At 48.5% G+C, this 21272-nt stretch carries 22 protein-coding genes; 14 read left to right on the top strand and 8 right to left on the bottom strand.

Translation table 11 applies throughout. The annotated features are described in order from the left end of the window. On the top strand, nt 1-462 hold a 462-nt coding region (locus tag I8H75_04120), incomplete at its 5' end, for a DUF1566 domain-containing protein (GenBank protein ID MBH2006514.1). Nucleotides 463-674: 212 nt separating this feature from the next. Here the strand turns inward: I8H75_04120 and I8H75_04115 are convergent. The 3 genes from I8H75_04115 to I8H75_04105 are packed head-to-tail and all read right to left on the bottom strand — an operon-like array spanning nt 675 to nt 3270. Then, nucleotides 675-1496, bottom strand: coding sequence for a TonB family protein (locus I8H75_04115; GenBank protein ID MBH2006513.1), 822 nt, complete (start codon nt 1494-1496; stop codon nt 675-677). 28 nt (nt 1497-1524) lie between these two features. Further along, nucleotides 1525-2637: a 23S rRNA (adenine(2503)-C(2))-methyltransferase RlmN gene (rlmN, locus tag I8H75_04110; GenBank protein MBH2006512.1), complete on the bottom strand. Its 1113-nt coding sequence runs from the start codon at nt 2635-2637 to the stop codon at nt 1525-1527. Between the two features lie 48 nt (nt 2638-2685). Beyond that, nucleotides 2686-3270: a SurA N-terminal domain-containing protein gene (locus I8H75_04105; protein ID MBH2006511.1), complete on the bottom strand. Its 585-nt coding sequence runs from the start codon at nt 3268-3270 to the stop codon at nt 2686-2688. A gap of 57 nt (nt 3271-3327) precedes the next feature. On the opposite strand from I8H75_04105, the gene I8H75_04100 reads away from it, so the two are divergent. The 6 genes from I8H75_04100 to pyk are packed head-to-tail and all read left to right on the top strand — an operon-like array spanning nt 3328 to nt 10511. After that, nucleotides 3328-4359: a rod shape-determining protein gene (locus tag I8H75_04100; protein ID MBH2006510.1), complete on the top strand. Its 1032-nt coding sequence runs from the start codon at nt 3328-3330 to the stop codon at nt 4357-4359. Nucleotides 4360-4367: 8 nt separating this feature from the next. Beyond that, nucleotides 4368-5240, top strand: a complete 873-nt coding sequence (gene mreC, locus I8H75_04095; GenBank protein ID MBH2006509.1) for a rod shape-determining protein MreC — start codon at nt 4368-4370, stop codon at nt 5238-5240. Continuing rightward, a complete protein-coding gene (locus I8H75_04090) occupies nt 5237-5692 on the top strand; it encodes a hypothetical protein (GenBank protein ID MBH2006508.1) in 456 nt (151 codons plus the stop codon). The genes mreC and I8H75_04090 overlap by 4 nt, the downstream gene beginning before the upstream one ends. Before the next feature lie 3 nt (nt 5693-5695). Continuing rightward, nucleotides 5696-7816, top strand: a complete 2121-nt coding sequence (mrdA, locus tag I8H75_04085) for a penicillin-binding protein 2 (protein MBH2006507.1) — start codon at nt 5696-5698, stop codon at nt 7814-7816. After that, on the top strand, nt 7800-9071 hold the full coding sequence (locus tag I8H75_04080; protein MBH2006506.1) for a rod shape-determining protein RodA: 1272 nt from the start codon (nt 7800-7802) through the stop codon (nt 9069-9071). The genes mrdA and I8H75_04080 overlap by 17 nt, the downstream gene beginning before the upstream one ends. A 3-nt stretch (nt 9072-9074) precedes the next feature. Continuing rightward, complete coding sequence (gene pyk / locus I8H75_04075) at nt 9075-10511, top strand: pyruvate kinase (GenBank protein MBH2006505.1); 1437 nt, start codon at nt 9075-9077, stop codon at nt 10509-10511. Between the two features lie 11 nt (nt 10512-10522). Here pyk and I8H75_04070 read toward each other — a convergent pair whose 3' ends face one another. Continuing rightward, nucleotides 10523-13921 (bottom strand): AAA family ATPase, encoded by a 3399-nt coding sequence (locus I8H75_04070; GenBank protein ID MBH2006504.1) that lies wholly within the window; start codon nt 13919-13921, stop codon nt 10523-10525. Between the two features lie 83 nt (nt 13922-14004). Here I8H75_04070 and secE point away from each other — a divergent pair, with 83 nt between their 5' ends. The 7 genes from secE to I8H75_04035 all read left to right on the top strand — a co-directional run bounded on the left by secE (nt 14005) and on the right by I8H75_04035 (nt 17943). After that, on the top strand, nt 14005-14394 hold the full coding sequence (secE, locus tag I8H75_04065) for a preprotein translocase subunit SecE (GenBank protein ID MBH2006503.1): 390 nt from the start codon (nt 14005-14007) through the stop codon (nt 14392-14394). Nucleotides 14395-14396: 2 nt separating this feature from the next. Next, on the top strand, nt 14397-14939 hold the full coding sequence (gene nusG / locus I8H75_04060) for a transcription termination/antitermination factor NusG (protein ID MBH2006502.1): 543 nt from the start codon (nt 14397-14399) through the stop codon (nt 14937-14939). A 27-nt stretch (nt 14940-14966) separates the two neighbouring features. Next, the gene (rplK, locus tag I8H75_04055) at nt 14967-15410 is read left to right on the top strand and encodes a 50S ribosomal protein L11 (protein ID MBH2006501.1); all 444 of its coding nucleotides are present in this window, start codon (nt 14967-14969) and stop codon (nt 15408-15410) included. A gap of 5 nt (nt 15411-15415) precedes the next feature. After that, on the top strand, nt 15416-16120 hold the full coding sequence (locus I8H75_04050) for a 50S ribosomal protein L1 (GenBank protein MBH2006500.1): 705 nt from the start codon (nt 15416-15418) through the stop codon (nt 16118-16120). A 130-nt stretch (nt 16121-16250) separates the two neighbouring features. After that, nucleotides 16251-16769, top strand: a complete 519-nt coding sequence (locus I8H75_04045) for a 50S ribosomal protein L10 (protein ID MBH2006499.1) — start codon at nt 16251-16253, stop codon at nt 16767-16769. Between the two features lie 3 nt (nt 16770-16772). Beyond that, nucleotides 16773-17156 carry a 50S ribosomal protein L7/L12 gene (gene rplL, locus I8H75_04040; protein ID MBH2006498.1) on the top strand — a complete coding sequence of 128 codons (384 nt, stop codon included), beginning with the start codon at nt 16773-16775 and terminating at the stop codon, nt 17154-17156. 145 nt (nt 17157-17301) lie between these two features. After that, nucleotides 17302-17943, top strand: a complete 642-nt coding sequence (locus I8H75_04035; GenBank protein MBH2006497.1) for a glutathione S-transferase family protein — start codon at nt 17302-17304, stop codon at nt 17941-17943. Here the strand turns inward: I8H75_04035 and xth are convergent. The 4 genes from xth to I8H75_04015 are packed head-to-tail and all read right to left on the bottom strand — an operon-like array spanning nt 17940 to nt 21128. Further along, nucleotides 17940-18716: an exodeoxyribonuclease III gene (gene xth, locus I8H75_04030; protein MBH2006496.1), complete on the bottom strand. Its 777-nt coding sequence runs from the start codon at nt 18714-18716 to the stop codon at nt 17940-17942. The two genes, I8H75_04035 and xth, sit on opposite strands and share 4 nt — an antisense overlap. Then, the gene (gene recA / locus I8H75_04025; protein ID MBH2006495.1) at nt 18716-19792 is read right to left on the bottom strand and encodes a recombinase RecA; all 1077 of its coding nucleotides are present in this window, start codon (nt 19790-19792) and stop codon (nt 18716-18718) included. Before recA ends, xth begins: the two co-directional genes overlap by 1 nt. Further along, on the bottom strand, nt 19789-20193 hold the full coding sequence (folK, locus tag I8H75_04020; protein ID MBH2006494.1) for a 2-amino-4-hydroxy-6-hydroxymethyldihydropteridine diphosphokinase: 405 nt from the start codon (nt 20191-20193) through the stop codon (nt 19789-19791). The genes recA and folK overlap by 4 nt, the downstream gene beginning before the upstream one ends. Then, the gene (locus tag I8H75_04015) at nt 20190-21128 is read right to left on the bottom strand and encodes a hypothetical protein (GenBank protein ID MBH2006493.1); all 939 of its coding nucleotides are present in this window, start codon (nt 21126-21128) and stop codon (nt 20190-20192) included. Before I8H75_04015 ends, folK begins: the two co-directional genes overlap by 4 nt. Nucleotides 21129-21272 lie beyond the last annotated feature (144 nt).

Here is a 21272-nt window from a genome sequence, read left to right as displayed (position 1 = left end):
GCTAGTGTGACTCCTGCCCATGCGCTGGTAGTTGCCCCTGCTCAGGTTTTGCAGGCGGCCTCAAGTGTGACTCCTATCCATGCGCCTGGAGTCGTCCGTACCCAAGCGATGCGAGTGAATCCGTTCAGGCGAGTTAATGATTGGTATGAAGGCCCTCGTTATGCACAAGACGTCCCTGCTTTGGAATGGGACCGTAAGAGTCCTGAGGCAATGACTTTTGAAGAAGCCAAAGCTTATGCAGCGAGTCGTTCGTCGGAAGGATGGCGGCTGCCAACGATTTGGGAATTAGAGGCGCTGTATCAACAACGAGGTGTGTCAGAAAAACAAGATGGCGATGTGTATTGGTCCGGCACTCCGTTGGACGGTGATCCTCTTAACGCGTGGGTCGTCGATTTCGGTTATGGCGGCGTCGGCAGCAACGGTGTTATGAGCCATAATTTCTATGTCCGTTGCGCGCGTTGAGGATGGGATGTTGACGCTTTGACTTTTAGTCCTTTAGACTTTTTTCTTGCGCGACCGAAGGTTCGCGCACCAGGCGGAGCCTGGTAGCAGGAATGCTGTAAGAGTGATGGTCGCCTTGAAACCGCATCGACTACGATGATGGATGTGCAAAACAGATGGAAGGCTGCGGGTGTAGAGTCAGCTAGGCCTTGGCATCAGGTTGAAGGCACGCCTTAGTCAAAATCGAGCATGAAACCTCGTTTCATGCTGACCATGAATCCGAAATCAAAACGAAATACGGGTTCATGCGAGAACAGAGCTTGAGGAGGGTGTGGAAAGGGGGCGGCTTTTCGAAAAGCGTTTTGGGCTTCGTCGTCCAAATAAAAAACCCCGCTTGAAGTGAACACTTCGATGGAAGTCAGCTCGCCTTTGGGGTCGATGGTAACCGAAAGGACGGTGAGCCGGTCTTGCTGGCCGATCAAAGCGGCCGCTGGATCGTAACGTTGGATGGATCGGTTTGGATTCCAATGACGTGAGACGCTTTCTTTGATTCGGTTGAAATAAGAAGCATGTTTCCACTCAAACGTATTGAGTCGCGTTTCAGCGCCTATGTTTAAATTTGGAAGAGAGTCGTTGAAATCGGAGCGAGCAGCTTGGTCTTTCGCTTCCAAATCCCTCCAGGTGGGCAGGAAACTTTTGGGTAGAAGGCCTTGCTTGTGTTGAGGCCTTTGAGGTGCTCGGAGGCTTTTAGCAGGAGAAGAAATTTCGTTGCTTGTATTTTGGCCTTGGGTCTCACGGTCAACTTGTCGATGGTATTCGGACTCATAATTCGCTTTTCGAGGCTTTTTTTCTTCATCTGGGGGGCTTACTTGGACCAATTGCTTTCGGGGTTTTGGCGCTTGAGGCTTGAGCTGAATGGAAATGGGTTTTGAAGCGGATGAAAGATTTGTCATCGAGTGCGTCGAGGTCGCCAAGCGCCGCCAAGATTCCAAGACGCCAAGGTGTAAGACAAGCGCGAGCCATACAGCCCAAAGGGGTTGCGAGCTTCTTTTCATGAGCCTCGCCCATGATAGCGTGTGGGGACTAGTTTTGGACGTTTCGGGCGATCTCAAGCTTCTGAGCGCCTAGCATGCCGCATGCTGCATCAATGTCGTCCCCTCGGGTTCCTCGAATAAAAACCGTCATATGGTTCTGAAGAAGAATATGCTGGAAGGCCTTGATTCGATCCAGGCTGGGGCGTCGATAAGGAGACAATGGATGAGGGTTAAACGGAATGAGGTTCACTTTGCATTTGATGCCCGAGAGCCAGTTGATGAGTCGGTAGGCATCTTCATCGGTATCGTTCAAATCGGCTAACATCACATATTCAAAGGTGATTCGCCGGCGTGTTTGCAGCGGGAAGGCTCGACAAGCTTCAACTAAATCTTCCAATGGCCACTTGAGATTGACCGGCATGATATCGTCGCGCAATTCGTTGGTGGTTGCGTTGAAGCTGATAGCAATATGGACGTTGGTTTCAGCTCCCAATTTTTGAATGTTTTTGACAATGCCTGAGGTTGAGACTGTAATTCGGCGACCGGAGTAGTTTTGGCCTTCCTGGGCACACAGAAGTTGAATGGACCTCAGAACGTGGTCATAGTTATGCAAGGGCTCACCCATGCCCATGTACACGAGATTGTGGATCATGCGGGCTTTTTCGGAAGGCTCGCTTTCGGGGGCCAGTGTGTTCTTCCAGCCAATGTTTCGTAAATCTCGATTGACTGCATAGACTTGACCAATAATTTCGGAAGCGGTTAGATTCCGGCTCAGCTTCAGCGCAGCTGTGGCACAAAACTTACAGCCCATCGCACATCCTACTTGGCTGGAAATGCAAAGTGTGTTGCGTCCGTCCGTGGCGGCGTTCGGGATAAACACACTTTCAATGAGTTTTCCATCGTGCGTTTGAATCTGGTATTTCCGGGTTCCATCCGAACTTTCTTTGACTTTGACAATAGTGAGCTTCGGGATATCGACCAGCGGGCTTAGTTTTTCGCGCAATTCTTTTGAGAAGCAGGTAATTTGCTCCAGATCGATCACCCATTGCTGATGCAAGGCTTCAAACAATTGTTTGGCCCGATACGGCTTTTGGTCCAGTTCGACCATGAGCAACTTAAGCTCGTCCAGTGAACAAGCCAGTACATCGCGTTGAATCTGCATGCCAGAAATCATCGTTAAATCGCAAAGACCTGTCAATGCAGGTCGTATTTAGATCTTAACGGAAGCTTTTTTTCTGAGAAATGCAACATATTCATCGAGAAACGCAGCTCCGCGCTCAGATTGAACGGTTGATTGAATCAGCTGAGACAATTGCTCCGACGCTAAATCCTGCCTCAGTTGAGACTCAAACTGATTTTCGCTCATATGGTAACTTGAGTAGATGGCTCGCCGATACGTTTCGCGATCCATTTTCTGGGCTTTGTCAAAAATATGAGTGCGAATGAAATGGGCCAATTGAGTGTCTGTGACGACGAAGCCTTGGTTTTTTGCCGTTTGTGCCAGCAAGGTTTTAGCGATTAAGTGATCCAGAACCAGGGTTTTGAGAATTTGCTCCGGGGAGTCATCGGGGTTAAAATCAGGCTGTAAAGCTTGAATGGAGCGAATTTGGGCCGCGTAGGCCATTTGGTATTCTTGAAACGTGATCACATGGCCGTTTACTTCCGCCGCGTATTTCAGTTCACCTTGAAGGTTTCCTGCCCACGGGCCGAAATTAATGGCAAAAACAAAAATAATCACGGCAAAGAGGAGGCCGGTCGCCCAAGAGTTTGAATTTTGTCGCATCAGATCAAGCATTTTTTTTCCTTTTTTGATTCAAAAGCGATACTAACTAGAGTAGTAAGGATAATCAAGATGGCTCGTTTTTTGACCGGCTGGCTCTCCAGCGATATTGCGATTGATTTAGGAACTTCAAATACGCTTCTGTTTCTTCACGGACGTGGAATTGTCATTAACGAGCCAAGCGTTGTCGCGGTGGATCAGCGTATTTCGGGAAAGAATCGAGTGGTGGCCGTAGGCCGCGAAGCGAAAGATATGTTGGGCCGAACTCCCAGCGCCATCAATGCCATTCGTCCTGTTCAAAAAGGCGTCATCTCCGATTTTGATGCGACGGCTGAAATGCTTAAGACTTTTATTGCTCGAGTTCTGGGGCGCATGTCGTTTCTAAGACCTCGGGTGGTCGTGGGAGTTCCCGTCGGAATTACGGAAGTAGAAAAGCGAGCCGTCAAAGAAGCCGCGGAAGCGGCTAACGCGGGAGAGGTCTTTTTGATCGAAGAACCCATGGCGGCAGCGATTGGCGCGGGGATGCCCATTACAGAGCCTTATGGCAATATGATTGTTGATATTGGCGGTGGAACGACAGAGGTGGCGGTTATTTCACTGGGTGGAATTGTTTTTAGCCATTCGGTTCGAATTGGGGGAGACAACCTGGATGACGCGATTACCGCGGCCATTAAGAAGCGTTATTCGCTCTTGATTGGGGAGAGAACCGCTGAGCAGATTAAAATTCGATTGGGGTCGGCGTTTCCCGATGACAGCTTGGGAACGATGGAAGTCAAAGGTCGAGACATCATTGCGGGAGTGCCTCGGACCATTGAAGTCGGTTGCGATGAAATTCGAGAAGCTATGTGTGAACCCATCGCCGCGATTGCGGAAGCGGTTCGCATGAGTTTAGAAAGAACACCTCCAGAGCTTGCATCCGATATCGTTGATCGGGGTATAATCCTATCTGGGGGGGGCTCTTTGCTTCGAAACTTAGATGTTTTGTTGCAAAAAGAGACCGGTGTTCCCGTGGTTTTGGCAGCAGATCCGTTGTGCGGAACCGTTTTGGGAGCCGGTAAGGTGTTGGAAGAGCTCGATCGATTAAAACAAGTTTTGACAATTTAGGCGCAGGTGTGTGGAGATTTTTAGGTAAATTTAAAACGTTGGTAGCCGTCGCTTGTCTCTTAGCGGCCCCTTTCGTGGTTTCTCGGTTTCGTCGAAAAGCACCCGCTTTGTCCGAAGTGACTTCGGGTATTATTCTGGATTTATCGAGCTCGATTCAGCAAAGTATGCTTTGGCTTTTTGGCGGAGTCACAGATCTTGTCTACCGAGTGCGTCTGAATCGTGAAAACGAACAAGAAGTATTTGAACTTCGCAAGATGAAACCTGAAGTTCGAGCTTTGGAAATTCTCTTGACCGAAAGTGAGCAAGAGAATCAAAGGCTTCGTGTGTTGTTGGGTTTTTCAGCGGAACGAGGGCTGAAAGAACGTGTTGTGGGGGCTTCGATTATTGGAGAACTCGGAGCTCCGCTGGTTCGAAATATACAAATTGATCGCGGTAGTGCTGCCGGAGTTAAGAAAGGTGACGCCGTGATGGTTCCTTCGGGTGCCGTCGGTCAAGTCATGTTGGTGGGCAAGCACAGCAGCCAAGTACTTTTACTGACGGACACTTCCAGTGCCATCGATGTAGTACTCGAACGATCCCGAGCCAAAGGAATTATGCGTGGGACGCTGGTTCGAGACTTCGATCGTCTTCAGGATGTTCGTGAAGGCGATGTGGTTGTCACATCGGGTGTTGGTGCCAAATTCCCCGAAGGCATGCCGGTTGGGCGAGTATCCAAAGTTGAAAATCACCGTCAGGGTTTGTATGTTGAAGCTCAAATCGAGCCCTTTGTGCGTTTTAATCACTTAGAAGAAGTTTTGATTTTAACTAAAACGAATCAAGATGCGCCAGCCCAAAGGCGAGAAGCGATTTCTCAGTCTTTGAGAATGAGCCCCAAACTATGATAGCGGTCTTTTTGGTTTTGGCTCTGACTCTGGTTCTGCAGGCGCTTTTGGCTGTTTTTCCTGTCCTCTTTCACGTGAGCAATCCGTATCTTTTGCTGGGGCCAATCGGAGTCGTTGCAGGGGTTGTTTGCCTAGAAACCTTTGAGGCCATGTGGGGTATCGTCGTTGCTGGAATCGTATTAGACATCTTGACGACCAACTCTTCTGGGGCGGCTTTGCTGGCGACTTCTTTGACGGGTGCCATTGCTTTGCTAACCTGTGCGCTTTTAGGAAAGCCTCACTGGCCGATGTTGATTGGGCTTTTGTTGGGGGTATCTTGGCTGGATCGGATAATTCTATCCTATTTCGATCAACTGAGCTGGGCCAGTTTGATGATTGGGCCTTTATTGGATTGTTTTTTTGGAATTTTAGTGTTTTATTGTTTGCCTAAATCAATTATTAAAATAGATTAAATTATGGTTTTTTCGGATAGAAAATTCGCTCTTTTAAATATCGTTCCAGTGATCATTTTTGTGCTTCTTGGAGTGAGACTTTTTTATTTGCAGCTGATTCGTGGCGATTATTATCTAGACCGAAGCGAAAGCAACTTCATACAAGAACGACTCATTCCTCATAGTCGAGGTCTGATTATGGACCAAGCAGGAGTCATTTTAGTCGATAACCGTCCTTCTCACGACCTGTACATTACATTCTCACTTTTTCCGGATGTGCAGTCAACCGTAAAAAGAATGGCGCCATGGCTTCATTACAAACGAGCCGATATGAGACGGGCGGCCGAGCAAATCCAAGCGGCTAAAACGGAATTCACCTTGAAAAAGTTGAATTCCCAGTCTTGCCAGGGATTGGAGTCTTGGATGCAGTCGAATCCAATCTCTGGTGCTTTTTTGCAAGACTGCGATCTGGTCATTGATCCGCTGATGTTTCCCAATCAGGCAGGAGCTTTAATTGAATTGACTCAGTTGCTTGGAATCTCTGCCGAAGAAATGGAAGTTTATTGGAAGGCAGCTGCCAAAAAATCGTCTGGTTTAGGGCAATATAAAGCAATTTTGCTCGTTCCGGATTTGGATTTTGAAGCTTATGCGCGATTAGAATCTGCTATTTCACTGGGTACCTTGCCTGGATTGTCTTTATTTGATTCGATTCGTCGTCGCTATGTGAATGGTCCGATGGCAGCTCACGCGCTTGGTTATGTGAATGAGATCTCTGCTTCTGAGCTTCAAAAAAAAACCGATTATCGGCAAGGTCAAAAGATGGGGCGAAAAGGGATCGAGCTCGTGTACGAATCGGTTCTTCGAGGAGTGGATGGCTTCGAACGAGTGGTAGTCGATGCCAAGGGGAGGCGGTATTCGGATGCGCTGGAACAAGACTGGTTGGGCGATGATCGAGTAGAACCTTCCATTCCTGGGAAGTCGATCGTGTTATCGATGGATGCAGAGCTGCAAGCAGCCGCTGAGAAAGCATTTTCAGGGAAGGCGGGTTCCATTGTTGCTCTAGAAGTGGGGACCGGTTTTGTTTTGGCGATGGCCAGTTTCCCAAACTACGATCCCAATCGCCTTCTTGCACGAAATAATCGAAAAGCATTTCAGAGTCTCACCCTCGATCCCTTAAAACCTTGGCTCAATAAATCCATCCAAGAGCACTACGCTCCAGGTAGCACTTTTAAAGCGATTACCGCAGTGGCTGGATTTGAACACGAATTAGTCGGGCTCAGGGATCGAAAATATTGCAATGGTTTATTTCATCTTGGTCGAGCGAGCTGGCGCTGTTACAAACGAGAAGGGCATGGGAGTGTCGATGTCATCGAAGCGCTAAAGACGTCGTGCGATGCATTTTTCTACAACTTGGCTTATGAACTAGGCTCCGAACGTTTGGCCCAGACCGCACGACTGCTTGGTTTTGGTAGAAAAACGGGAGTCGAGTTGGATATGGAGATTCCGGGCATCATGCCTGATCAGGCTTATTATAAGAAGCGACTTGGTTATTATACCTCCGGCCAGGTCGTCAACAGTGGAATCGGGCAAGGAGATGTTGCCGTAACGCCTTTGCAACTCGCGGTCGCTTACGATGCGATTGTTAACGGAGGTACACTCTATCGTCCTCAGTTGGTTCGCGAAATCCAAGACGTAGAAGGTCATCGCATAGAAGTCAAGAAACCTGTGCCCGTGGCTCATTTAAAAGACAGCGTTCGGAATTTGGGGTTGGTCAAGGAAGCGTTGTCTCATGTTTTTGAACCGGGTGGAACCGTCCATGCCTTGCGCTATCGGTCTGATTTGCCAGAATTGGCTCAATGGCTCAAAGAGTCTGGAGTGGTGATCGGTGGAAAAACGGGGACCGCTCAGGTGGTTCGTTTGTCCAAAGCGGTGAAGCACTTAGATCCGAGCAAAGTGGCGTATTGGGAGCGTGATCATGCGTGGTTTGTGGGATTTGCTCCAGCGGATAAACCTGAAATCGTGGTCGTTGCCATGACTGAGCATGGAGGCTTCGGAGGTTCAACCTCCGCTCCTGTGGTGGTTGAGGTGATCAAGACTTGGTTTGAAAAAGTTCGAATGAAAGGTCGGTATGCGAAGCAAAAATAGTTCTTTTCGAGTTCGATTTCCATTAGGTCTCTTTGTTTATGCGATGCTCTTGTGTTTGATTGGGGTGGTGAATATTTTTTCCGCTGCCAAAGCGACTCAGCCTAACTTGTACATTTATCAATTGATTTGGCTGGGGATAGCAGTGACTTTGGGTGTGGTGATTGTTTTTGTTCAAACGCGAACCCTGGAGTGGGTGGCTTATCCTTTCTACATCGCTGTGATGGGCCTTTTATTGGGTGTGCTTGTTTTTGGCATTGTGGCCAAAGGGGGGCAACGTTGGATTGATTTGGGCTTTATGCGTTTGCAGCCGTCTGAATTAGCGAAAATCGCTGCTGTGCTTGCAACCGCTCGTTATTGTACAAACTTTCAAATGGCAGGCGGTTATGGCCTCTTAGACATTTTGCGCCCTCTGAACCCATCCAGGCCTCTTGCCCTGATTGGAGTGGCGATTGGGGTGATCAAGAAGTTTCCAGAGTATCGCATCGCGGCGATCCTGTTGATCCTATTGGCTGTTGGTTGGCTGTTTCTTTCCATTCAAGTGATCATGAGAGAAGGTTTTCGTTTGGAACGTTGGGTCGCGCTTGGAGATGTGATGCTGGTACCCTTTTTGCTGATCGCCGTAGAACCGGACTTAGCGACTGGGACCATTGTTTTAGCCATTTCTGGAACGATGGTGCTTTTTTGTGGAGTCCGGACTTTTTCCTTGGTGTTGATCGGAGTTGTGGCCATCAGTGCTGCAGTGATTGGTTGGAACTTCTTCTTGCATGATTACCAGAAGCATCGAGTCTATACGTTTCTGGATCCCGATGCCGATGTGAGAGGAAAAGGCTATCAAGCCATGCAGTCGATTATCGCCGTTGGGTCAGGCCAATTTTTAGGCAAGGGCTACGGTGAGGGCACTCAAACGCAACTTTCGTTCTTACCTGAGAACCACACAGACTTTGTTTTCTCGGTTTTGGCAGAAGAATGGGGCTTTGTGGGGGCGTTTGGAGTCCTGGCTCTGTTCTTAGCGCTGATCTTATCCATGCTCCGCATCGCCACGAAAGCCCACGATCGCTTTGCAACTTTGTTGGTAGTGGGAGCCACATCCGTTATTTTTTGGCATTGGTTGGTGAATGTCGGGATGGTGATTGGGCTCTTGCCGGTGGCGGGAGTTCCTTTGCCCTTCGTGAGCTATGGTGGAGCTTCGATGTTGATCCAGATAGCCGCTTTATCGATTTGTATCAATGTCGCCATATGGCGGAAGGTAAAATAAAAGATGCGTCGAACTCGAATGATGTGTACGCTGGGCCCGGCTTCTTCTTCCGAAGAACAGATTGAAGCCTTAATTCTGGCAGGCATGAGCGTTGCACGAATTAACTTTTCGCATGGCGATCAAGAAACGCACCGAGCGGTGATCCATCGAGTCCGTTCGGTCGCTGCGCACCTTGGAAAGGCGGTGGGAGTTTTGCAGGATTTACAAGGTCCTAAGATTCGAACCAGGCGGATGCTGGGAGAGGGTATTTTGCTCGAAGCTGGCCATCAAACGCGCATGACAACCGAAGACTTACTCGGAACGCCAGAGCGCTTTGGCACGCAATATTTGGGGCTCCCCAAAGACGTGAAGCCAGGGGATTTAATCCTCTTGGACGACGGAAAAATCGGGCTTCGTTGCTTAGAGAGCGATGGAGCTCGAGAAGTTTTGTGCGAAGTTGTCTTTGGAGGGATTCTCAAAAGCAACAAGGGAATCAACTTGCCTTCGGGGGGGCTATCGATTCCGAGCTTAACTGAGAAAGATATTCAAGATGTGCATTTTGGGGCCGAAATGGGAGTCGATGCCGTGGCTTTGTCTTTTGTGCGTTCGGCGGAAGATGTACGCCTGCTAAGGCGAGAGTTGGCGCAGTCAAAAGTCAGGCCTTTGGTGTTTGCCAAAATTGAAAAGCCTCAGGCCATGAACTGCTTAGAGGAGATTATCGAAGAATCGGATGGCATCATGGTGGCTCGAGGGGATCTGGGAGTCGAATTGCCTCTGGAACAGGTTCCCATCGCTCAGAAAAAGATCGTATCACTGTGCAGTGCTCAGGGAAAAACGGTGGTCGTAGCGACTCAAATGTTGGAGTCCATGATCAGCTGCGCCAGGCCCACTCGAGCCGAAGCAAGCGACGTGGCCAACGCCGTTTTAGACGGGGCGGACATGTTGATGCTCTCTGCGGAAACCGCATCGGGGGATTACCCCGTTGAAGCGGTAAAAACGATGGATCGAATTATTCGCGAGGTAGAAAATTCGGATCTCATGCCCTATTGGCATACACAAGCGAAGCTCTGGGCTCACTCGAATCAACAGCATCAAAATGCCGCTTCTCTTGCTGGAACGCACGCGGCCCAAGAGTTGCAAGCCAAGGCGATCGCTATTTTCACCGGATCGGGCCATACGGCGAAATTGGTGAGTGCGTATCGACCGAAAGCGCCGATTATTGCCTATGTTCCGAGTTTGAATGAGCAGCGCCGCTTATTATTTACCTGGGGGATTGAATCCGAGATTGTGAAGTACCCGCCCGATTTTGAGACGCTTTTGACTCACGTCAATCGAAATTTACAGACTCGCTGGGGAGTGGAGGCGGGAGAAACGGTGGTTCTCTTGACCAAAGTCCCTTTGAAACCCGCTCAGCGGACCAATACCGTTCACCTTCACACGGTGACCCAGATTTCGGACTGAGCATACGTTCGTCAAGATTGGATATTGGGCTGTTTCACGCGAACATTCACTGCTTTGCTGATGCCGGGTTGCTCCATGGTGATCCCGTAGAGTCGGTCGCTTTGTTCCATCGTTCGCTTATTGTGAGTGATGACGATAAACTGCGAGACTTTGGACATTTCTTGAACCAGGGTACTGAATCGATCGACGTTTGCTTCGTCTAAAGGAGCATCGACTTCATCGAGCAGGCAAAAAGGCGATGGCTTCATCAAGAAGATCGCGAAAATAAGGCTTGTTGCGGTCAAGGCTTTCTCTCCTCCGCTCATCAAAGCAATGGAAGCGAGTTTTTTCCCCGGTGGTTGAGCGAAGATTTCAACACCCGTATTTAGCAGATCGCTTGGATCAGTCAGCTGGAGCCAGGCCTTCCCGCCTCGGAACAAGCGTGGGAACACGTGCGAGAAGCGTTCGTTAATGGCTCGGAATGCTTCGTCAAATCGTTGTTTGGTGGTGTCGTTGATCTTATGGATTGCTGCCTGAAGTTGTTCGAGGGCTTGGGTTAAATCATCGCCTTGGGCTTTTAAGAATTGGTAACGTTTTTCCATCTCTCGAAATTCTTGAATGGCTTCTAGATGAATCGGTCCAAGATGCTCCACTTGCCGCTTCAAGGCGCCTAGTTCGTATGCGCTGTTTTCATGGCGTGATCGATGATGGTAGTCGCTGAGAATCTCATGAGCCCAAACCTGGTATTTCTCGTAAAGGCGTTGATCGAGATTCTGAAGCCCTAATTCTTGCTCTCGCATTTCCAGCTGAAGCTTGGTAAGCGTTTTCTGAGATTGCTCCATTTCTTGTCGCTTGGTGCCAAGCTTGGTTTCTATTTCGCGGATCTGAGTTTTTTTCTCGTCGTTTGTTTTTTTCTGTTCTTGGTGAGCTATTTTGAAAGTTTGCAGTTCTTGGGTGGCGGTTTCAAGTTTTTTTTGAGCGATGCTGATTTGTTCGTTGAGCTGAACTTCATCTTGGCAAAAGTCAAGCAATTGATTTTCTAAATTTCGGACTTGGATTCGGATATCGTCTTGATTTTTTGCGAGCTGTTCCTGCGATCGAATCAAATTATTTTGCCGTTCCAGCGCACTGGCTGCTTCGATGCGTCGCTTGGTGAGGGTTTCAGAGTCTTGAACGAAACGCTGTTCGAAGAGGGAAGCTTCGTCTTGGACTTCTTTGAGTTGCATTTCCAAAGCTTGATGGTGATCCAAGGCTTGTGCCCGCTGCTTCTGCAGTTTCTCCAATTTCGAGTCCGTGTCCGGAGACAGGCTTGCATTTTTTTCGCGTTCTGCGTTGAGCTGTTGCAAACGTTGCGAAAGGCTCCTGCGGGTCGACTCTTGGTTTCGAAACCCTTCCTCCAGTCGGGCAAGGGTGAGTAACAAAGCTTGTTGCACAGAGCGTTGCGCATCCAACTCTCGATGAATCGATTGTTTGCGTTGGTCCAATTGGTGGAGATCGCTTTCCAGCATCGATAGCTCTTTTGCCAATTCGTTGAGACTCGATTGAAGCGATTGAGATTCTCGTCTTTTGGCCAGCAATCCCCCACTTTTGGTTTTGGCGCCTGCCACGCACGAGCGATCCGTATCAAAAAGCTCTCCGGATTCGGTGATTAAAATGGTGTTGTTCTTGATCGCTTCAGGCCATTGGATGCGTGCTTCACTTGAGTCTCGAACAATTTCAAACTGAAAGGGCTTTGTGTCTTTCGGAAGGAAACGAATGCGGCCGTGCTTGGCAAGTTCGAGCCCTTCCTCGAAGCTGGCCACTAAATAAGCCTCGAGTCGCGCGCTGCAAGCATCTTCGACCAACGATTCGTAGGCTTCGGGGATATCGAATTCATCAGCGAGGTGTTTGTAATTTCGATGTTCAGGTTTTTTGTTTTCTTGAAGGGATTCGAGCACAGCGCTCAAGCGTCCTTCATTCAAAGCGATTCTTTGGACCTGTTTTTGTTTCAATGAAGCTTTCTCTGCCGATACTGGCTGGAGGGCTCGAAGCTCTTCTTGAAGTATTGAGATTTGTTGATTGGCTTCATTGCGCTCCATTCGAACTTTGTCAATTTCGGTAACAAAATTGGATTTTTGTGAATCATGGTCTTGAATTTGTTCGTTGATTCGTTCCAGCTCTTGATCCAGCATGCGCGTGCGGGCTTTCAGCTGTTCTCCCTTTTGAAGGAGCTCTTGAACTTCCGATTGGCTTTGTGTGGCTGTGCGCGAAGATAAGAGCAGCCGGTTTTGTATTTGTTGCTGATTCTCTCGAAGTTTGGATCGGGTTTGAGACAGCGCTTGCACCTGCTCAAATTGAGCGTTCATGTCAGCTTTGGATTTGGATGCGAGCTGTTCAAATTCATGGCTTTGTCTCTCGAGATGGCTCTGATTTTCACTGAGTTCTTGCAAGCGTTCGCTCAGCCGCTTCATCTCAGCCTGTATTTGCAAAGTCTGCTTTTGTCTCGAAGAAAGCGTGCTTTGACTGAAAGCGATATCTTGGTTTGCCAAGGCAATCGAACTTTCTGTTGCGTGTATGGTGTTTTGGGTGAGTGTGAGCTTCTCTTCCAGATAGAGCAGCCGCGAGCGCTGCTCTTGAAAGTCCGCTTCTTCCGTGTGGATTGCTTGGTTGGATTCGAGCCAATCTTGTTCCTGGGCGATGCTTTGGTGCGATAGGAAGTTTAATCGATTGGTATACTCAAAGAATTGAAGCGTTGCCGTGTGAAGCTCTAAGGCTCGAATTTGCTCCACAAGAGCTTGGTGTTTCGAAGCTTTTTCCGCCTGTTTCTCTAAAGTTTCTAGCCTGCTTTCGACTTCTCGGGTAATATCTTGAATTCTAAGGAGATTTTGCTCGGTGCTCTCCATTTTGCGCTCAGCCGCTTGTTTTCGGACTTTGTACTTGGTAATGCCAGCCGCTTCTTCGATCAGATTGCGACGATCTTCCGCTTTAGCCTGTACGATGTTCGAAACGCGTCCTTGTTCGATGATCGAGTAAGCTTTCGTCCCAACACCGGTCCCGAGAAAAAATTCCGTGATATCGCGCAATCGGCAAGCTCGCTTGTTGATCTCGTATTCAGATTCCCCGTTTCGATAGAGCCGACGGGTGATTTCGATTTCTTCGAAATGAGCATAGTCTTGTGGGACGCCTTGTCCGTCGTTTTCAAGAGTCAGGGTTACTTCTGCCAGACCCATGGCTCCACGGCTTTGAGAGCCGTTGAAAATAATATCTTGCATCTGGTCACCGCGAAGATGTTTGGCGTTTTGCTCTCCCATGACCCAGCGCAGGGCATCCACGACATTAGACTTGCCGCACCCATTCGGGCCTACAATGCCTGTGACCCCTTCGTCAAATTGAATAATGACTCGATCGGCAAAAGATTTAAAGCCGAAGATCTCGAGCTTTCGGATTTGCATGGCCAACAGGCTAGACAATTTTTCGAATCAGTGCTATCGGAGTCTGTTATCTTTTTTATTGTTTTGCCCAGGAGTCGAAGCAGATGCGGTCCAAAAGTACGTGGGTATTGGTGTTTTATGTGGTGGCCACTGTCTTGGTGGGAACAGTTCTGACCCTTGCTACACGCGAGGTGTTTGGCTTATTTCGAGTGCAAGATGCTAGGTTATTGGGGGCTTCTTTTGCTCTGTCCAATCTGGTCGGTTTGAGCTTGGCTCTGCTGATCGCCCTATACGCAGCTTTTCTCAATTTGAGAGCCCGCGCTTTCGTGGAAGAATGCATTGCTGAGCTAGACAAAACAGCGTGGCCAAGTTGGCATGAAACCAGAGCAGCGACCTTAACCGTTGTGATCGTATCGTTCATTGCGGCGCTTATTTTAGGTTTTTTTGATTCAATTTTTGGCTGGTTATCTCACCATGATTTCTTTTTAGGGTAAATATGACTGAAAAAACAGATTTGAAATGGTATGTTGTCCATACCTATGCTGGCTTTGAAAATCGCGCAAAAAAAACGCTTGAAGAACGTATACAGCAGTATCATTTACAGGATTTTTTTGGTGAGATTTGGGTTCCGATAGAAATGGTGGAAGAGATTAAGGCAGGGGTTCGCAAAGCTCAGAGCCGCAAGTGTTTTCCAAGCTACATGTTGGTTCAAATGCTGTTTAGCGACGAAACCGCTCACTTGGTGCGAAACACTGCGAAGGTGACGGGATTTGTTGGGAACGCGAAGAATCCCCCGTCGCTGTCCGTGGCTGAAGTCGAGCGTATGCGAGCGATGGTTGAAGGCGCTCCCAAAGTACGAGCTAAGGTGGAATTTGTCGAAGGGGATAAAGTCAAAGTGATGGAAGGTCCCTTTGCGAATTTTAATGGTGAAATTGAAGAAGTGAAGGCAGATAAGCAGAAATTGCGGGTGTTGGTTTCCATTTTTGGGCGTGCCACACCTGTGGAATTGGATTATGTCCAAGTAGAACGTATTGCATAGTCTCGAAAATCTGCATAAGGAAAACGCATGGCAAAGAAAATTACTGCATTTATTAAGCTTCAGGTTCCCGCAGGAAAAGCCAATCCAGCGCCTCCAGTTGGTCCAGCACTGGGTCAGCATGGGCTGAATATTCCCGGATTTTGTAAAGAGTTTAACGCTCGAACTCAAGACCAGCTTGGAATGATCATTCCGGTTGTGATCACCGCTTACTCGGACAAAAGCTTCACCTTCGAATGCAAAACGCCACCCGCCTCCATTTTGTTGAAGAAAGCGGCTGGATTAAAGACCGACGGAAAGCCGGGGGCCGGTGCAAAGAATCCAGGCAAAGAAAAAGTGGGCAAAGTAACACGTGAGCAAGTTGCCGAGATTGCAAAAACAAAAGCACCCGACTTGAACTCTTACGATGTTGAAGCAGGGATTAAAATTATTGCTGGAACTGCTCGTTCCATGGGCATTGATGTAGTAGGTTGATGAAAATGGCAAAACACGGAAAAAAATACCGAAACGTTTCGAAAAAAGTAGATCCACAAACCCGCTATGGCTTGGAACAAGCCTGTGGGTTGGTCAAAGAATGCAAAACCGCGAAATTCGATGAATCAGTCGACATTGCGATGAACTTGGGAGTGGATCCTCGCCACGCGGATCAAAACATCCGTGGAGCGGTCATTCTGCCACATGGCACAGGTAAAACAGTGCGCGTCGCTGTGTTTGCCAAAGGCTCCAAAGCCAAAGAAGCCGAAGAGGCAGGGGCTGACGTTGTGGGAGCAGAAGATTTGGCTGCGCGCGTTGAGTCTGGATTTATGGATTTTGACAAAGTGGTCGCCTCTCCGGATATGATGGGAGTGGTTGGTAAATTAGGGAAAGTGCTGGGACCTCGTGGTTTGATGCCAAATCCTAAGGTTGGGACTGTTACTCTGGATGTCGCTAAAGCGGTCAAAGAAGTCAAGAGTGGCAAGATCGAATTCAAAGTAGATAAGACGGGAACTTTGCATGCGCCTTTGGGCCGTATTTCCTTCTCGGCCTCTCATTTGAAAGACAATATGAAATCTCTCTTGGGGGCCGTTTTGCGTGCCAAACCAGCTTCCTTGAAAGGGCAATACGTTCGCAAAGTGACCCTGTCTTCGACAATGGGTCCGGGCGTGAAGGTAGACTTGACTGAGGTCATGGCTATCGCGGACTAAAATTTTTGAAGTTAGATCGTCGATGACAGCAGGGGGTCTTCTGAGTGGAGGCTTAAAAATCCTGCCGAGATGGTGGCAGTAATCGTAACCGATTTGCACACGTCTCGTTCAATTTAAGTGAGGTGTGTAAATGGAACGAACAGAAAAAGAAGAACAAATTGAGTTTCTGAAGAGCGTGTTCGGGTCTGCTGAGTCGATTGTTTTGACCAGCGTACAAGGCTTGGATGCAGCTCAAGTATCAACTTTGCGTCGTCAACTGCACGATGCAGGAGTTGGGTTTAAAGTAATCAAAAATAAACTCGCTCGCATTGCAGCGGACTCAACGCCGGTAAAGGCATTGTTTGAGGACTTTGCAAATTCAACGGCTATTGCTTGGAGTGATACCGATGCTGTCGCTCCGGCAAAAGTTTTGGTGAAATACCAAGAAGCTTGTGCGAAGTTCGAGATTAAGGCCGGGCTCAATGCCGGAGTAAGATTAGACCTGGCAAAAGTGAAGGCCTTTGCGGCTTTGCCTGGTTTGGAAGAATTGCGTGCGCAATTGTTGGGTGTGATTAATGGAGTGCCGGCGAAACTGCTCGCTCAAATTAATGCGCCAGCATCGCATGTGGTCGGTGTGATTCAAGCAAAATTAGACAAGGATAAGGAGTAAAACATGGCAACGGATATTGAAAAATTAGGGAATGAACTTTCGGCTCTCAGCATTTTGGAAGCCGCTGAATTGGTCAAGATGCTCGAAGAAAAATGGGGCGTTAAGGCTGCTGCCGGTGGTGGAATGATGATGGCTGCGATGCCAGCTGCGGGCGCTCCTGCTGCTGCCGCAGAGAAGACAGAATTCGATGTGGAATTGATCGCTGCAGGCGATAAGAAAATTCAGGTCATCAAAGTCGTTCGCGAATTGACTGGCTTGGGTCTGAAAGAAGCCAAAGACTTGGTCGATGGCGCTCCTAAAATGGTCAAGCAAGCTGTTTCGAAAACAGATGCAGAAGCCATGAAAACCAAATTGGAAGCTGAAGGCGCTCAAGTTGCTATCAAGTAATTGAAAGCCTAACCGTCAACCGAACCCTCTGATTAGTCAGAGGGTTTTTGATTTTTTAGTCGAGAATTTGCAAAATAGGGCCACTGCGCATTCTTAGCCAATAACGCTCTTTGCAACCGTCAGCTTCCGTGTCATAATAAGGGCCATGGCATCATCGAAAGCGCCTCCGTTTACCCTCTACGAATACCGAGCTTCTCCTTTCTGCGTTGCAATTCGCATTGCGCTTGCCGAGTGCGGTGTGACTTTTACGCCTCGAGAAGTGGATCCAATCAAAGATCGGACAGCCGCTTTTTTACGCCGAAGTCCTTTTGGTCGACTTCCGGCCTTGGTAGAGCATAGACCGAGCGGCGAGTTGTCCGTTTTTGAGTCTCCGGCTATCTTGCACTTTTTGGCGGAGCGTTTTGAGAAGTCTCCTTTGTCGTTTAGCGATCTGAGCTCAAAAGCTCAAGCACTTAGCTGGTTAAGTTTTCTATCTTCTGGTTTGGGTGACTTGCTTTGGAGCGTTTTAACAGAGGCTCATCTGTACGAAGGCTCCGATACGCGTTCGCAAATGATGAGAGCTTTTATGGAAGAATTGGAGCGTCAGCTGGATGTTTTGGACAAGCATTTGGCGCGTCGAGCGTATTTGGCCGGCGACTACTCGATTGCAGATACTTTGGCGACGCCCTTGCTGGATTTGTTGGACCAGTTGAAAGAAATTGAACTGGTTGCCTACCCGCATGTGCTTTCGTGGCGAGAGCGCTTGAGAGGGCGTCCAAGTTATAAACATGCCTGGCCTTCCGCCTAAGGGTTTTCCACGTCGACACCCACTGGGCAATGATCCGAGCCTGAGATTTCAGGCAAAATAAAAGCTTTCTGGATGAGCGGCGCAGCTGCTTGGGAGGCTAAGACGTAATCGATTCTCCAACCGATATTCCGAGCTCTGGCTCCGGCGCGTTGGCTCCACCAAGAGTAGTGCCCGGATTTTTTTTCAAACAAGCGAAAAGTATCGACCCAGCCTAAAGAAAGAATGCGATCCATTTCTTCGCGTTCAACGGCCGTAAATCCGCTGGTTTTTTGATTTTCTTTAGGCCTGGCGATATCCAGTTCGGTATGCGCTGTGTTGAAATCTCCGATCACTAGGACTCGCTCATGAGCTCGATTCAAAATCTCGAGCTCTTTAAAAAGTGCTTCATAAAAAGCGAGCTTGAAAGGAATTCGGCTGTTGTCGTTGTTTTTCCCTTGTCCATTGGGGAAGTAAATATTGGCTACAAAGAGTCGCTCGAATCGAGCGATTTGCACTCGGCCTTCGGCATCGAATGGAGCGAAATTGAGAAGGGTTTGGACTTCGTCTGGCTTTTGTCGACTGTAGAGCCCAACGCCGCTGTACCCAGGGCGTTCAGCCGCAGAGAAATGAGAAAAATACCCCTCGGGTTTTTGTAATTCGAGGGGGATTTGTTCTGGGAATGCACGGACTTCTTGAAGACCAATAATATCACCGTTCGACTCACGAAGCCAATCGAGAAGGCCTTTTTTCGAAGCCGAACGGATGCCGTTTACATTCCAAGAATAAACGCGCATTAAGGCAGGATTTCCGGAGTAGGATTGGCGTTCATGGCAGGTTTCTCTTGCCCGGGGTTGGATTGAGCCCGGACCTTGGATTCGATTTCTGCGAGGACCGTTGGGTTTTCTGAAAAGAACTGTTTAGCGTTTTCGCGACCTTGGCCGATTTTTTGACCCTGGTAGCTTAACCAGGACCCGCTCTTCTCGATCACGCCGAGATCCACACCGATATCGATCAATTCGCCGTCTTTTTGGATGCCTTGGCCATAGAGAATATCAAATTCGACTTCTCTGAACGGAGGCGCTACTTTGTTTTTGACGACTTTGACCCGAGTTCGATTTCCAATCACCTGTTCACCGTTTTTAATGGCGGTCAGGCGGCGAATATCCAATCGAACCGAGGCGTAGAATTTAAGAGCATTCCCACCGGTCGTGGTTTCAGGGTTTCCAAACATCACCCCAATCTTCATTCGAAGTTGATTGATAAAGATGATGGTTGTGCCCGACTTTGAGATGGTTCCGGTTAATTTACGCAAAGCTTGACTCATGAGTCGAGCTTGAAGACCCATGTGCGAATCGCCCATTTCGCCTTCAATTTCAGCCTTGGGAACCAAAGCGGCTACGGAGTCGACGATGACGAGATCAATGGCGCCGGAACGAACCAACATGTCCGCAATTTCCAGGGCTTGCTCTCCGGTGTCTGGTTGGGAGATTAAAAGATCTTCGGTTCGGACCCCCAGCTTGCGAGCGTAGCTAACGTCCAAAGCGTGTTCTGCATCAATAAAAGCCGCGATACCGCCTTTTTTCTGGACTTCAGCGATTGCGTGCAGCGTCAACGTTGTTTTACCGCTGGATTCTGGGCCGTAAATTTCGATGATTCGGCCTCGCGGATACCCTCCAATACCAAGGGCCATATCCAGTCCCAGCGAGCCTGTGGAGATGGCGTCTACATCGGAAGCCAAAGGATCATCCGCCCCTAGGCGCATGATGGAACCTTTTCCAAACTGTTTTTCGATGCTCGCAACGGCCAGTTCAAGAGACTTTAAACGTTCTTTTAAGTTGGGATCTTCTTTTGTATGGATATTCTTGGTCATCTAAAACCTATATCACCCGCTGGTTTTAGTGCAAAGGGTCGATTGTTAAATTCTGGATGTGGAATTTGAAGATAGTCGGTTTGCATAGGCCCAGCGCTTCGATCAAGAATGTCCAGATCGAGGGTTCTGGGTCCATTTTTTGCGGTTCGAATACGGCCTAAGCGCATTTCGATCTGGTGCAAAAGAAACCAAAGTGCGTTTGGATGAAGGGAAGTCTGGATTCGAAAGGCACAGTTGGTAAAGAAAAAAGAAGTTTGGCCACCGAAAGCAGGGTTGGGGTAGTTGGGGCTTTTGGCAACAAAGCGGATACCAGGATGCGAACGCAAGCAGGCTTCGGCCTTGTTAATCCAAAGCGGCGCTTGTGGGTGTGAACTTCCCACACCGAGAAAGTAGGTAATCACGCATTTTCCAAGGTACGGCCAATTTGAAACAGCGTTCGGACTGGGGAGGTCGCAAGTACTTCGGGAGAGCGGTAGTGAAGGGCCTTGTCCAGCAATAGAGTGACGTATTGTACCGTTTCTCGAAGAGACTGGCGATCGCCTGAATCCCGATTCAGAGCTTGATGCACTTGATTGCAGGTCGATACGAATTCGCTCAAGATTCGTTTTTGCGTGTCGTTTGGCAGTGTGGAGAGGGTCTGAGTAAACACATGGTCGGTTTCCAAAGAGCTTACAATGGCTTGTGTTGGGTTGAGAGTAGGCTCCTCTTCTAGCAAGATAGTAGGATATTCCAGAGAGATGTCAGGGTTGATGCGGCTAAGAACCGCTTTCGCCTCTTCGTAAGGAGCAAAGCCCAAATCTTGCATTCGCCCATCGCGCCACCGAAAAGCTTCTTCTTCCAGACCAGAAGCGGTTTCGTAGCGGATAGATTGCATGATTTGGAGAGCAAAGGTCAAGTCTCGAGCCATTAAATGCTCAAAAAAATGACGCCAAATGGGTTTTGAAAAAGTGATCACGTAGCGATTGTCCGGTGTCTGCAGTCGATCGTTTGGTAAATCGTCGGGTTCCTGACCATCGTCTAATTCGTAAACTTCAGAGTTCTCTCTCAACAAAAACGCTAGAAGTTCGATGTCCAGTTCATGGAAAACTTGGACGGCTTTTCGCGGGTTGGACTCCATCATGGCTTCTAACCAAGGTTCGATTTTCTCGTTTTGAATTCGGTCATCGGTCCAGGCATCGAGATCCATGATATATTGAAATTGTTCGGGCGACAGCATGCCTAAAAATGCCAGACTATCGTGTAAGCCTCGGTCTCGGATGGTGATCAACAGATCCTGCGCTGGCATTTGGCGAATTTCTTGCAAAGAGTACGAAATGGGAGTGATGAGCTGATTCATAAGTAGTTGCCCGAAGGACTACTCAGTTACGCGCGGTCTGTCAAAAGGAGACGCAGCCGGCGTGGCAATCAAACCGGAGATATAACCTGCTGCCCAAAGCTAAAATAAATCCTATTGAGCTTTGTGTTGAAATATTTCATGACG

This window comes from Myxococcaceae bacterium (assembly GCA_016000045.1).
Taxonomy (GTDB): Bacteria; Myxococcota; UBA727; order UBA727; family JABDBI01; genus AER2-1.
Note: the sequence above shows the minus strand (reverse complement) of the source record. Positions and strands in the feature narration are given on the sequence as shown.